The organism is Microbacterium sp. LS_15, from assembly GCF_041954735.1.
In the GTDB taxonomy this organism is placed as follows: domain Bacteria; phylum Actinomycetota; class Actinomycetes; order Actinomycetales; family Microbacteriaceae; genus Microbacterium.
Genome location: NZ_JAVAYD010000001.1, coordinates 771,310 through 784,109 on the forward strand (window position 1 = coordinate 771,310; position 12,800 = coordinate 784,109).

11 protein-coding genes are annotated in these 12,800 nt (G+C 69.4%); 4 read left to right on the plus strand and 7 right to left on the minus strand.

What is annotated here, in order from left to right:
- Positions 1 to 73: 73 nt before the first annotated feature.
- Together mraZ and RAC69_RS03805 are read right to left on the minus strand one after the other, a co-directional pair.
- Positions 74 to 505, minus strand: a complete 432-nt coding sequence (gene mraZ, locus RAC69_RS03800; protein ID WP_067120554.1) for a division/cell wall cluster transcriptional repressor MraZ — start codon at positions 503 to 505, stop codon at positions 74 to 76.
- Between the two features lie 265 nt (positions 506 to 770).
- Complete coding sequence (locus RAC69_RS03805; RefSeq protein ID WP_375085198.1) at positions 771 to 1,145, minus strand: DUF3040 domain-containing protein; 375 nt, start codon at positions 1,143 to 1,145, stop codon at positions 771 to 773.
- A gap of 159 nt (positions 1,146 to 1,304) precedes the next feature.
- Between RAC69_RS03805 and RAC69_RS03810 the strand changes: the two genes are divergently transcribed.
- Positions 1,305 to 2,330, plus strand: coding sequence for a polyprenyl synthetase family protein (locus tag RAC69_RS03810; protein ID WP_375085303.1), 1,026 nt, complete (start codon positions 1,305 to 1,307; stop codon positions 2,328 to 2,330).
- A 33-nt stretch (positions 2,331 to 2,363) separates the two neighbouring features.
- Here RAC69_RS03810 and RAC69_RS03815 read toward each other — a convergent pair whose 3' ends face one another.
- On the minus strand, positions 2,364 to 2,732 hold the full coding sequence (locus RAC69_RS03815; protein WP_375085199.1) for an Rv2175c family DNA-binding protein: 369 nt from the start codon (positions 2,730 to 2,732) through the stop codon (positions 2,364 to 2,366).
- 133 nt (positions 2,733 to 2,865) lie between these two features.
- Between RAC69_RS03815 and RAC69_RS03820 the strand changes: the two genes are divergently transcribed.
- The gene (locus RAC69_RS03820; protein WP_375085200.1) at positions 2,866 to 4,050 is read left to right on the plus strand and encodes a LysM peptidoglycan-binding domain-containing protein; all 1,185 of its coding nucleotides are present in this window, start codon (positions 2,866 to 2,868) and stop codon (positions 4,048 to 4,050) included.
- A 79-nt stretch (positions 4,051 to 4,129) separates the two neighbouring features.
- Positions 4,130 to 6,076 (plus strand): Stk1 family PASTA domain-containing Ser/Thr kinase, encoded by a 1,947-nt coding sequence (gene pknB, locus RAC69_RS03825; protein ID WP_375085202.1) that lies wholly within the window; start codon positions 4,130 to 4,132, stop codon positions 6,074 to 6,076.
- Between the two features lie 77 nt (positions 6,077 to 6,153).
- Here the strand turns inward: pknB and RAC69_RS03830 are convergent, their stop codons facing one another.
- Entirely contained in the window at positions 6,154 to 7,494 is a 1,341-nt protein-coding gene (locus tag RAC69_RS03830; RefSeq protein ID WP_251588837.1) for a class II 3-deoxy-7-phosphoheptulonate synthase, read from the minus strand.
- A 38-nt stretch (positions 7,495 to 7,532) separates the two neighbouring features.
- Positions 7,533 to 8,231, minus strand: a complete 699-nt coding sequence (locus RAC69_RS03835; protein WP_341934055.1) for a lysophospholipid acyltransferase family protein — start codon at positions 8,229 to 8,231, stop codon at positions 7,533 to 7,535.
- Between the two features lie 151 nt (positions 8,232 to 8,382).
- Here RAC69_RS03835 and RAC69_RS03840 point away from each other — a divergent pair, with 151 nt between their 5' ends.
- Positions 8,383 to 10,215, plus strand: coding sequence for a long-chain fatty acid--CoA ligase (locus RAC69_RS03840; protein WP_341934054.1), 1,833 nt, complete (start codon positions 8,383 to 8,385; stop codon positions 10,213 to 10,215).
- Between the two features lie 91 nt (positions 10,216 to 10,306).
- On the opposite strand, the gene def is transcribed toward RAC69_RS03840, so the two are convergent.
- Positions 10,307 to 10,798: a peptide deformylase gene (gene def, locus RAC69_RS03845; RefSeq protein ID WP_375085203.1), complete on the minus strand. Its 492-nt coding sequence runs from the start codon at positions 10,796 to 10,798 to the stop codon at positions 10,307 to 10,309.
- Complete coding sequence (locus RAC69_RS03850; protein WP_375085205.1) at positions 10,798 to 12,750, minus strand: AAA family ATPase; 1,953 nt, start codon at positions 12,748 to 12,750, stop codon at positions 10,798 to 10,800. The genes def and RAC69_RS03850 overlap by 1 nt, the downstream gene beginning before the upstream one ends.
- Positions 12,751 to 12,800 lie beyond the last annotated feature (50 nt).

The window sequence follows — 12,800 nt, forward strand, 5'->3', positions numbered from 1 at the left end:
ATCCCCCTCCGCTTCTCGACCCGGCACCGGGGAAGTGTGTCGGGGCGGGAGCGGCGGGGCATCACAGCCGTGGTCAGAACAGTCCCGGAATCACCTCCTGCTCCAGGTCGGCGTAGGACTCCTCGCCGGCGGCGAGGTAGGCGTTCCAGCTCTCGGCATCCCAGATCTCGGCGTGGGCGCCGACTCCGGTGACGATGAGCTCCTTCTGCAGGCCCGCGTACTGGCGGAGGTGCGCGGGGATGGTGATGCGGTTCTGACTGTCGGGCATCTCCGCACTGGCTCCGGAGAGGAACAGGCGCATGAAGTCGCGCGCCTGCTTGTTGGCGAGCGGTGCCTGACGGATCCGCTCGTGCATCGCCTCGAACTCGGCCGTGCTGAAGACGTAGAGGCAGCGCTCCTGGCCGCGCGTGACGACGATGCCGCCACCGAGGTCTTCGCGGAACTTCGCAGGGAGGATGACCCGCCCTTTGTCGTCCAGCTTCGGAGAGTGCGTACCCAGCAGCATCGGCCATCACCCCCTCTTCGTCCGGCCAACTTCGAGGTGCGCCCCACTTTACTCCACTTTCCTCCACAAACCTATGACGAATTGTCCGGAGAGGGCGCGAGAGCACGCAGGAGCCTCAGGGCACGACGATGGAGCCCCGGAATGGCGCGGATGTCGGTGAGTGGAGGACGGTGGAGGCCGGGTGGAGGAAATTCCCACGACAGCACCCGGAGACGACGAAGGCCCGGATGCTCAGAGCATCCGGGCCTTCGAGAAGAAGAGGAGGTCAGCGACCGTCTTGGCGGCGATCCCAGCGGTCGTTCATACGATCCATGAAGGAGGCCGATCCGCGCGCTTGCTTGGGGGCGCGTTCCGTCGGGGTCGACGATGCCGTGCGTCGCACGGGCGTCACGGCGAGCATCACGCCGCCGAGCATCGCGGCGAAACCGACGACCCCGACGACGACACCCCACACGTCACCGAGGATGACGCCGACGATCAACCCGCCCACACCGGCGAGGAGCAGGAGCGCTCCGTACACGAGATTGCGATAGCTGAGTGCTCGGTCGCCTGACGGCGCACTCACGACATCGGCGTCATTGTGGAGGAGATGGCGCTCCATCTCATCGAGCAGACGCTGCTCCTGTTCGGAGAGTGGCATTTCGTCCCCCTCGGGTATGGTCTCCTCATTCTACGCGCGGTATGAGGTCGCGGGCTAGTGAAGAGCCCCTCATTGGCTTTACGTATGCTGGGAGTCGTGCCGATCCCCTCCCTCGTGCCCGATGCGGTGGCCGCCCGCCTGCAGCTGTTCCTCGACCGGATGCGCGCGGAGGCCGTCGCCTACGGACCGGATGCCGCCGCCCTCGTCGAATCCGGCGCAGACACCCTCGTCGGCGGCAAGCGGCTGCGCGCGCGCTTCTGCCATGCCGGGTGGCGGTCGGTGGCTCGCCAGCGCGACCGCGCTGCGGCTGAGCACGATGCGCTGTGGGACGTCTGCGCCGCACTGGAGGTCTTCCAGTCCGCCGCCCTCGTGCACGACGACATCATCGACAATTCGGACACCCGTCGCGGACGCCCCGCAGCGCATCGCGCGCTCGAGGCGTCTCATCGCGACGCAGGATGGACCGGCGACGCCGCCGCATTCGGCCGTTCGTCGGCGATCCTCCTCGGCGACCTGCTCGTCGCCTGGAGCGACGACCTGTTCGAGGATGCCGTCGACTCCCTCCCCCACGCGCGCATCGTCCGCCGCGAGTACGCGCGGATGCGGCGGGACGTCACGGTCGGTCAGTTCCTCGACATCGCCGAGGAGTCCGCCTGGAGCGTGAACGCCACCGAGTCGCACGTCGAACGCGCTCTGCGGGTGGTGTCGCTGAAGTCGGCGAGGTACAGCATCGAGCAGCCGCTCGTGCTGGGCGCGGCGGTCGCCGAGGCCGATGCGGAGCAGCTGCGCGCCCTGCGTCGGTTCGGGCACCCCGTGGGCATGGCCTTCCAGCTGCGCGACGACGTGCTCGGGGTGTTCGGCGATGCGGCCGTCACCGGCAAGCCCGCCGGAGACGATCTCCGTGAGGGCAAGCGCACGGTCCTCGTCGCGCTCACGCGGCAGACTCTCGACAACTCGGCGCGCAACCTGTTCGACGAGATGCTCGGCGACCCCGAGCTCACGCCCGAGCAGATCGGCTTCCTGCAGGCGACCATCGCCGAGTCGGGTGCTCTCGATCGGGTGGAGTCGATGATCGACGACTACGCGAAAGAGGCCGACCGCGCGCTCTCGGGCGCTCGCCTCGACAACGCAGCCGTCGGAGACCTGCGCGATCTCGCCCGCGCGGCGACCGTGCGCGCAGCCTGACCCCGGAGCCGGCGGCCTCACGCCGCCGATCGATCAGGCGAGGGTGCGCGCGACGCGACGGACCTCGCTCTTGTGACCGGCGAGCAGCGCGGCGATCGGCGAGCGGCCCAGCGTCTCCTCGTCGGCGAGCAGCCAGTCGACGACCTCGTCGTCGGTGAAGCCCGCGTCCTGCAGTGCGATGACGGTCCCGCGCAGGGACGAGAGCGGGTGGCCGTCGACGATGAAGACGGACGGCACCGCGAAGACGCCTGATCGACGCGACCCGACGAGGTAGTGCTCGTCGATGAGACGGCGGACGCGGCCGAGCGGCTCACCGAGCACTTCGACCAGGTCGGGCATCGTCAGCCACTCGGTCGGGGTGGCGCCGTTCTCGGGAAGGTGGTTCTCAGACTGCTCAGACACGCTGTTCACTATCTCATCTCCTCGGACCGATCGCTCGCCCGCCGCCCGAATCACTTCCGTCACATGCGTCACTTCTGTTGACTTCTGTTTACTCGCGTGTCAGCGTAGGCAGACGCCGAACAAGGGGGAAGCCTTGAGACAGCCACTCGCACGCCGTCGCGCCCGATACCTGCAGATCGGAGTGCCCGCCGCGGTCATCGGATCCCTCACCGGTCCCCTCGCGGTCGTCCCGGCCCAAGCCGACACCACCGCTCCGATCGAACGGATGCAGGCGGGCCCCGGCCGGATCGTCCCCGCGACCACGACTCCCGCCGGCTATGTGGTGCAACCCGGCGACACGGTCTCGTCGATCGCCCGACAGTTCGGCCTCCGCACGGTCGATGTCCTCGCCTGGAACGGGCTCACCTGGCGGTCTGTGATCTACCCCGGCCAGTCGCTGGCCCTCAGCGGGACCGCCGCCGCCCCTGCGGCTCCGGTCTCGGTCACCGCCGCGCCCGCGGGCGCCTCGCACGTCGTGGTCAGCGGTGACACGGTCTTCGGCATCGCTCAGAAGTACGGCACCACGGTCGACGCCGTGCTCGCGGCCAACGGTCTCACCCGCGCATCGGTCATCTACCCGGGCCAGACGCTGTCGGTCTCCGGCGCCGCTGCTCCCGCCCCCGCCGTCGCGGCCCCCGTGGCTCCGCCTCCCGCGGCCGCGGCGCAGGCTCATGTCGTGGCCGCGGGAGACACGCTGTTCGGCATCGCTCAGAAGTACGGCACGACGACGGCCGCGCTGTTCGCCCTCAACGGCCTGTCGTCGGGGTCGATCATCTATCCCGGGCAGAGCATCGCCGTCGGCGAAGCGCCGGCCGCTGCCCCGGCGGCGGCCCCCGCACCGGTCCCGACCGCTCCGTCGCAGTCCTTCGCCTCCCTCGACGCGGAGCAGGCCGGCAACGCGGCCCTCATCATCCGCATCGGCCGGCAGCTCGGCGTCTCGGATCGCGCGATCGCGATCGGACTCGCGACCGCGATGGTCGAGTCGAGCATGCGCAACCTCTCGTGGGGCGACCGCGACTCGCTCGGGCTCTTCCAGCAGCGACCGAGCACCGGGTGGGGCTCGGCGGAGCAGATCCTCGACGCCGACCGCAGCACGCGCGTGTTCTTCGGCGGGGCCGGCGACCCCAACGGTCAGTCCACCCGCGGCCTGCTCGACATCCCCGGGTGGGAGTCGATGCGCTTCACCGATGCCGCGCAGGCCGTTCAGATCTCCGCCTACCCCGAGCGCTACGGGCTCTGGGAGACGCAGGCGTACCAGTGGCTCGCGCAATACGGATGACCGGGTTCCGGGCAAACGTGCAGGAGCAGAGGGCGAGCCGTTCCCGGAGCTTTCAGGCAGTCCTCAATAGAATCTTGACGTGACGACCAATCAGCAGGCCGACCCCCTCATCGGGCGGCTTGTCGACGGTCGGTACCGGGTCCGCGCTCGGATCGCCCGCGGCGGCATGGCCACCGTGTACGTCGCGACCGACCTCCGTCTGGAGCGCCGCATCGCCCTCAAGGTGATGCACGCGCACCTCAGCGACGACTCGTCCTTCCAGAGCCGGTTCATCCAGGAGGCACGGTCAGCTGCCCGTCTGGCCGACCCGCACGTCGTCAACGTCTTCGATCAGGGGCAGGACGGCGAGCTGGCATACCTCGTCATGGAGTATCTGCCGGGCATCACTCTGCGCGAGCTGCTCCGCGAGCAGAAGCGCCTCACGATCCCGCAGACGATCACCATCATGGATGCCGTGCTCGCGGGCCTGTCGGCCGCGCACCGCGCCGGCATCGTCCACCGCGACGTGAAGCCCGAGAACGTGCTCCTCGCGGAGGACGGCCGCATCAAGATCGGCGACTTCGGTCTGGCCCGCGCCACCACCGCCAACACTGCGACCGGACAGCAATTGCTGGGAACCATCGCCTACCTGGCGCCGGAGCTCGTCACCCGCGGCACGGCCGACGCCCGCAGCGACATCTACGCGCTCGGGATCATGCTGTACGAGATGCTCGTCGGCGAGCAGCCGTACAAGGGCGAGCAGCCCATGCAGATCGCGTTCCAGCATGCGACCGAGTCGGTCCCCCGGCCGAGCGTGCGCAATCCGGCGGTCCCTGAGCAGCTCGACGAGCTGGTGCTGTGGGCGACGGAGAAGTCGCCGGACGAGCGACCGGACGACGCCCAGCAGATGCTCGAGCGCCTGCGCGAGATCGAGCGCGACCTGGGCATCGCGCCCGCCGTCGCTGCGGCGACCGCTCCACAGCGCTCGCAGGCGGATTCCGCCGAGCTCACCAAGATCATGCCGAGCACGATGGTGCTCACCGACCCGACGGCTCCGGCGCCGCAGGCCGTCGACAACGCCACCCTGCTGCGGCGGCGCTCCTCTCGTCGCCGTGCACGCGGCGCCCTGCTCCTCACCCTCGTGCTGCTGCTCGCCACCGTCGCGGGCGGCGTGGGCTGGTGGTTCGGCTCGGGACCTGGCTCGCTCGTCGCCGTGCCCGACGTGGCCGGTCTCTCCTACGACGACGCGGCGTCGGCCCTCACTGCCGAGGGCTTCGTCCCGGTGCGCGGTGAGGAGAACTCCATCGAGGTCGCAAGAGACCAGGCGATCCGGACCGACCCCGAAGAGGGTCAGCGTCTCGACAAGGGCGCCGAGGTCACGGTGATCATCTCGATCGGCCCGGCCAGCCACACCGCAGAGGCCCTCAACGGCAAGACCGAGCAGGAGGCCAGGGACTACCTCGGCGAGATCAGGGTCAACGTGGCCGAGCAGCCGCTGCTCCTCTTCTCCGACGCGGAAGCCGGCCGAGTCATCAACGCCTTCGTGACCCCGCGCGACGGCGGCGAGGTCTACAACTGCGGCGACGGGTGCGACCTCCTCGAGGACGACTCCGTCGAGCTGTACGTCTCGGCGGGCCCCTTCCCCGACGTGAGCGGGATGTCGGTCGACCAGGCCACGACGACGCTCACCGACAAGCAGCTGCAGGTCTCCCCGGAGATCGTCTACGCCTTCAGCGAGAAGCTCCAGAAGGATCTCGTCATCGGGGTGTCCGACCGCGCGGAAGAGGGCAACTGGCGTCCAGGCGATACCGTGCAGCTCATCGTCTCGAAGGGGCCGGAACTCTTCCCCGTGCCCGACGTCACGAACAAGACGCTCGTCGAGGCCAAGAGGATCATCGAGGGGGCGGGCTTCACCGCGACCTACGCCGCCTGGGGCGACCTGCCCGGCTTCGCCGATCTGGCGAAGGTCACGGCGCAGGATCCGGGGGCCGACAAGCAGCTCCCCCGCGGAGGCACCGTCAAGCTCTCCATCCAGCTCAGCGGCTGAACAGCATCCATCGTCCGCCGCAGACGACGAAGGCCCTCCTCGATCCGGGGAGGGCCTTCGTCGTATGGACGTTGTCGTCAGCGCTTCTCCAGCTCCTCGGCCACGAGGAACGCCAGCTCCAGCGACTGCATGTGGTTGAGACGCGGGTCGCACAGACTCTCGTAGCGGGTGGCGAGAGCGGCCTCGTCGATCTGCTCGGAGCCGCCGAGGCACTCGGTGACGTCGTCGCCCGTGAGCTCGACGTGGATGCCGCCGGGGAACGTGCCGACCGCACGGTGCGCCTCGAAGAAACCGCGGACCTCGTCGACCACGTCGTCGAAGCGACGGGTCTTGTAGCCGGTGGGGGTCGTGATGCCGTTGCCGTGCATGGGGTCGGTGACCCAGAGCGGCTGCGCCCCGGAATCACGGACGGCCTCGAGCAGCGGCGGCAGCGCGTCGCGGATCTTGCCCGCACCCATGCGCGTGATGAACGTCAGGCGGCCGGGCTCGCGGTTCGGGTCGAGCTTGTCGATGAGCGCGAGCGCCGTCTCGGGCGTGGTCGTGGGGCCGAGCTTCACACCGATGGGGTTGCGGATCTTCGAGAAGTAGTCGACGTGCGCCCCGTCGAGCTCGCGCGTGCGCTCACCGATCCAGAGGAAGTGGGCCGACGTGTTGAACGGGGTGTCCGTGCGCGAGTCGATGCGGGTCATCGGACGCTCGTAGTCCATCAGCAAGCCCTCGTGCCCGGTGAAGAACTCGACGCGCTTGAGCTCGTCGAAGTCGGCGCCGGCGGCCTCCATGAACTTGATGGCGCGGTCGATCTCGGCCGCCATGCGCTCGTAGCGCTGGTTGGCCGGGTTCTGCGCGAAGCCCTTGTTCCAGGAGTGCACCTCGCGCAGGTCGGCGAAGCCACCCTGTGTGAAGGCGCGGATGAGGTTGAGGGTCGACGCGGCGGTGTGGTAGCCCTGGAGCAGACGGCCGGGGTCGGCCTGTCGCGAGCCCTCGGTGAAGTCGTAGCCGTTGACGATGTCGCCGCGGTAGGCGGGAAGGGTGACGTCGCCGCGGGTCTCGGTGTCGCTGGAGCGGGGCTTCGCGAACTGCCCCGCCATGCGTCCCATCTTCACGATCGGCATTGACGCGCCATAGGTCAGCACGACCGCCATCTGCAGGACCGTCTTGATGCGGTTGCGGATCTGGTCTGCGGTGGCGCCGGCGAACGTCTCGGCGCAGTCGCCGCCCTGGAGCAGGAACGCCTGTCCGGAGGCGGCGCGCGCGAGCCGGTCGCGGAGGTTGTCGACCTCGCCGGCGAACACCAGGGGCGGGAGCGCCGCGATCTGAGCGGAGACCTCGGCCACGCGCTCGGCGTCGGGCCACTGAGGCTGCTGCTTGATCGGGAGCGAACGCCACGCGTCGAGCGCGTCGATGTGGTGCTGGAGCATGGCTCCCAGCCTACTGGGCGCGAGGGGTCGCAGACGCCTCAGGAGCGTCGTGTGACGCGCACCGGCAGTCGGTCCTTCACGGTCGACGCGTACACGTCGTCGTACTCCTGCTCGCCGAGTCGCTGCAGGGCGACCATGATCTCGTCCGTGACGGAGCGGAGGATGTAGCGATCGTTCTCCATGCCCGCATAGCGCGAGAAGTCCAGGGGCTCTCCGATGACGATGCCGACCCGCACGACCCGCGGCAGCCGCTGCCCGATCGGCATCGCGGTGTCGGTGTCGACCATGATGACGGGGATGACGGGCACCTTGGCCTCGAGCGCCATGCGAGCGAGACCGGTACGGCCGCGGTAGAGCTTGCCGTCGGGGCTGCGCGTGCCCTCCGGGTAGATGCCGAGGAGGTCTCCGCCCCCGAGCACCTGCAGGCCGGTGTTGAGCGACGCCTCCGACGCCTTGCCGCCCGAGCGGTCGATCGGAATCTGGCCCGTCGCCTTCATGAAGAACTTCGTGGCCCACCCCTTGAGGCCGCGGCCCGTGAAGTAGTCGCTCTTGGCAAGGAACGACATCGACCGATCGATCATGAGGGGCAGGAAGATCGAGTCGGCGAACGACAGGTGATTGCTGGCGAGGATCGCCGCGCCGGTCCGGGGCACGTTGCCGCGCCCCACGATCCACGGACGGAACACCGCCTTGACCACGGGGCCGATCACGACGTACTTCATCAGCCAGTAGAACATCGATGTGCAGTCTAGCGCCGCGCGCCCGGTGCGCCAGCGTCGGGCCTTCGCGAGCGTTCGAAGGCGACTGAGTTCCACCCTTCGTGCGACCCGGTTCCATGCCCTAGACTCGGGAGCAACCCCGTGCCCGACCGGTACCGAAGGAGCTGCCGTGGTCCAGTTTGAAGTCCCCGCCGTCGTCCCCGCCGACCCCGACGCGAACATCTCAGATCTGCTGGTCGAGCGCGTCAAGGCCACCCCCGACCGTGCACTCTTCGCGGTCCCGGAGAACGGCGGATGGCGCGACATCTCCGCATCCGACTTCCAGTCAGCGGTGATCGCGCTGGCCAAGGGCTTCGTCGCCGCGGGCATCCAGCCCGGCGAGAAGGTGGGCTTCCTCGCCCGCACCACGTACGAATGGTCGCTCGTCGATTTCGCCCTCTTCTACGCGGGCGCGGTGATGGTGCCGATCTACGAGACGAGCTCCCCCGCCCAGATCCAGTGGATCCTCGAGGACTCCGGCGCCATCGCTCTGATCGTCGAGTCGCCGGAGCACTTCGCACGCGTCGACGAGGTCCGCGGCGATCTGCCGCTGCTGCGCGAGGTCTGGCAGCTGCACCTGGGAGCCATCGACACGCTCACCGCGCAGGGCGCATCCGTGACCGATGAGGAGATCGAGCGACTGCGCAGCATCGCCGTCAGCTCCGACATCGCCACCCTCATCTACACCTCCGGCTCCACCGGCCGTCCGAAGGGCTGCGTTCTCACGCACAGCAACTTCGTCGAGCTCGCCCGCAACTCCGCCAAGGCGCTCGACGAGGTCGTGCAGACTCCGGGCTCGTCGACCCTGCTGTTCATCACGACGGCGCACGTCTTCGCGCGGTTCATCTCCATCCTCAACGTGCACGCCGGCGTCCGCACGGGGCACCAGCCCGACACGCGTCAGCTGCTGCCTGCGCTCGGATCGTTCAAGCCGACCTTCCTCCTCGCCGTGCCTCGCGTGTTCGAGAAGGTCTACAACTCCGCCGAGCAGAAGGCCGAAGCAGGGGGCAAGGGCAAGATCTTCCGCGCGGCCGCCGAGGTCGCGATCGAGCACTCGAAGCTGCTGGAGCAGGGCAAGAGCATCCCGTTCGGCATGCGACTCAAGTTCGCCCTCTTCAACAAGCTCGTCTACGGCAAGCTGCGCGAGGCCATGGGTGGCCGCGTCGTGTACGCCGTGTCCGGATCGGCGCCGCTCGGCTCGCGCCTCGGCCACTTCTTCCACAGCCTCGGCGTCGTGATCCTCGAGGGGTACGGCCTCACCGAGACCACCGCGCCGGCGACCGTGAACCTCGCCGACAAGTCGAAGATCGGCACGGTCGGCCCAGCCCTCCCCGGCGTCGGCGTGCGCCTCGCCGACGACGGCGAGATCGAGGTGCGCGGCATCAACGTCTTCCGCGAGTACTGGAACAACCCCGAGGCCACGGCCGAGGCCTTCAGCGAGGGCGGCTGGTTCCGCACCGGTGACATCGGCAGCTTCGACTCCGAGGGCTTCCTGACCATCACGGGGCGCAAGAAGGAGATCATCGTGACCGCCGGCGGCAAGAACGTCGCCCCGGCAGCGCTCGAAGACCCGATCCGCGCGAACCCGATCATCGGTCAGGTGGTCGTCGTCGGCGACCAGCGCCCGTTCATCTCGGCGCTCGTCACCCTCGACCCCGAGATGCTGCCGACCTGGCTCGCCAACAACGGCCTCGATAAGGACATGCCTCTCGCCGAGGCCGCGAAGAACGCGGCGGTCCGCGCAGAGGTGCAGAGCGCGGTGGATGCCGCGAACACCCGCGTCTCCCGCGCGGAGTCGATCCGCAAGTTCACGATCCTCGACAGCGAGTGGACGGAGGCATCGGGCCACCTGACGCCGAAGCTGTCGATCAAGCGCAACGTGATCATGAACGACTTCGCCGACGAGATCGCCGCGATCTACGACGAGCCCGTGTCGACCACCAACGTCGCCATCGGCGGCTGAGCCGCCGAGCCACCCCCTTCCGCCCGAACCCGTCCCCTGCGCACTGACCGCAGAGGGCGGGTTCGTTCGTCAGGGGGTGGCTCGGCGGGTGTCAGAACCAGGAGCTCTCGCGCACCTCGCGCATCGCCCGCTTGCGGGTCTCGGCGTCGAGCCGCGAGAGGTAGAGCTTGCCGTCGAGGTGGTCTGTCTCGTGCTGCAGGGCCTGGGCGAGCAGCCCCTCGCCCTCGAGCACCACCGGCTCGCCGTCGAGGTCGATCCCCTCGACGCGCGCCCACGGGTGCCGCAGCGCATCGTGCCAGAGACCGGGCACCGACAGGCACCCCTCCCCCGTCGGCACAGGCTCGCCGCGGACCTCGGTCAGCACGGGATTGATGACGTACCCGATGTCGCCGTCGATGTTGTAGCTGAACGCGCGCAGCGCGACGCCGATCTGCGGCGCGGCCACACCGGCGCGACCAGGCAGCTCGACCGTGTCGACGAGGTCAGCGACGAGCGCTCGCACGCCGTCGTCGATCTGCTCGATCGGGGCGCACACCGTGCGGAGCACCGGGTCGCCGAACACGCGGATCTCACGGACCGTCATCAGGCCGCCTTCGCTCGGAGTCCTTCGACGAGCAGCGCCGCGATCTCCCGCGCCGCCTTCCTCGTCTCGGGCTGGAGGTTCGCGAACACGATCGGGCCGCCGCCGGCGATCTGCGCGTCGTACGGCATGCGCACGACGTGCTTCGCCCTCGTGCGGAAATGGCTCTCCAGCTCGTCGAGCCGCACCAGCGGGGCCCCGGGGTGCGACTGGTTGAGCACGACGACGGCATCCCTCGCCTGCTCGGCATAGCCGTTCGTCTCCAGCCAGGTCAGCGTCTCGGACGCGAGCCGCGCCTCGTCGACGCTGAGCCCGGACACGATGACGATCTGGTCGGCGAGGTCGAGCGTCGCCGCCATCACCGAGTGGACGATCCCCGTGCCGGTATCGGTGAGCACGAGCGAGTAGTAGTGCGCGGCGACCTCGGCGACGTCGCGGTAATCGCTGTCGCTGAAGGCTTCCGCGATGCGGGGGTCGGAATCGGAGGCGAGCACGTCGAGCCGCGTCGCGTCGCGGGAGACGACCGCCGAGATGTCGTGATATCCCTTGATGTCGTCGTGAATGCGCACGAGGTCTCGCACCGAGCGGTTGTGCTGCGGACGGACCACGCGGTCGGCGAGCGTGCCCCGGTCGGGATTCGCGTCGACGGCGATCACCCTGTCGTCCCTGGCGTCTGCCAGGGCCATGCCGAGCAGCGTCGTCAGGGTCGTCTTGCCCACCCCGCCCTTGCGCGAGAGGACGGGCACGAAGCGCGCGCCGCCCGAGAGGGGCGCTGCGATGCGCGTCGTGAGCGCCTTGCGCTCGCGCGCGCGTCGGCCGTCGCCGATGTTGATGCGGCGGCCGGAGATGGAGTACAGGAAGTGGCTCCAGGCGCCTTCGGGCTCGGGCTTCGTGACACGGTGCGGATCGAGCAGCCGGTCGGCCGTGAGCAGGTCAGCGCTCTCGCGCGAGGTGTCGCTCAGATCGTCCAGACGCTTGGCCGTCAGCTGCACCTCGGCTCGCGAGGCGCGCGCCGCGTGACGGGTCGAGACCGGCTTCTCGGGCTGCTCCACGACGGCATCCTCCTTCGATCGCACCGAGTCGTCTGCCCGGGTGCGGGTGCGGGTGTCGAGATCGGCCCGAGCGCGCGCGACGAATGCCGCCGCAGCGGCCGCCTCCGCCTCGTGGTCGGGCTCCGGTGCGGGTGCCGGTGCCGGTGCCGGTGCCCCATCCTCCGAGGGCTCGACGGGTGCCGGGGCGTCCGGCTCCGATGCCGCCGGGGCGTCGTCGCCGACCTCTGCGGTCTCGTCGGGGGTCTCCGTGCCGTCGGTCGCCGGGAGCAGCTCGGAATCCGCGCCCCCGTCCACCTCGGCGGACTCAGCGGCTTCGACGGTCTCCAGGATCGCGTCGACCTCCGCGACCGGCTCCGGCTCCGCGATCAGTTCGGTCTCCCCGATCTCGGCGTCCTCGACGGTCAGCTCATCCGGCTCGTCGCTGGGGTCGTCCGTCTCCGGCTCGTCCGACGAGTCCTGGTCCACGACGACCTCGTCGGCGTCGACGGCGGGGAGTTCCTCGTCAGCCGGCTCACGTTCCGGCTCGACATTCGAGTCGACATCCGCCTCGACATCCTCCTCGACCTCCGGGGCGACGTCCGCCTCGACCTCCACTGCGGCCTTCGGTGCGGGCACCTGCTCGGCGGGCAGCTCGATGATCATCGGCGTCGAGAGCGACACCTCGGAGATCTCGGCGGCCGCCTTCGCGGCGGCCACCGGCTCGTCGACGATGAGGTCGGCGACGACCTCGCCCTCGACGACCCCGTCGTCCTCCAGCTCGTCGTCATCGTCCTTCGGCAGCTGGACACTCACCTGGGCGGTGTGTCCGAGGATGCCGATCCCCGTGGTGTCCAGGGATGCGGCGTCGTCGAGCACACCGCGGGATTCGTCGTCCGGCGGCTCTGCCACGTTCTTCGGGGTCACGTCGTCACTCCAAGCTCGGTCGGGCCTCGGGAGCGCTGCAGCGAGCGCGG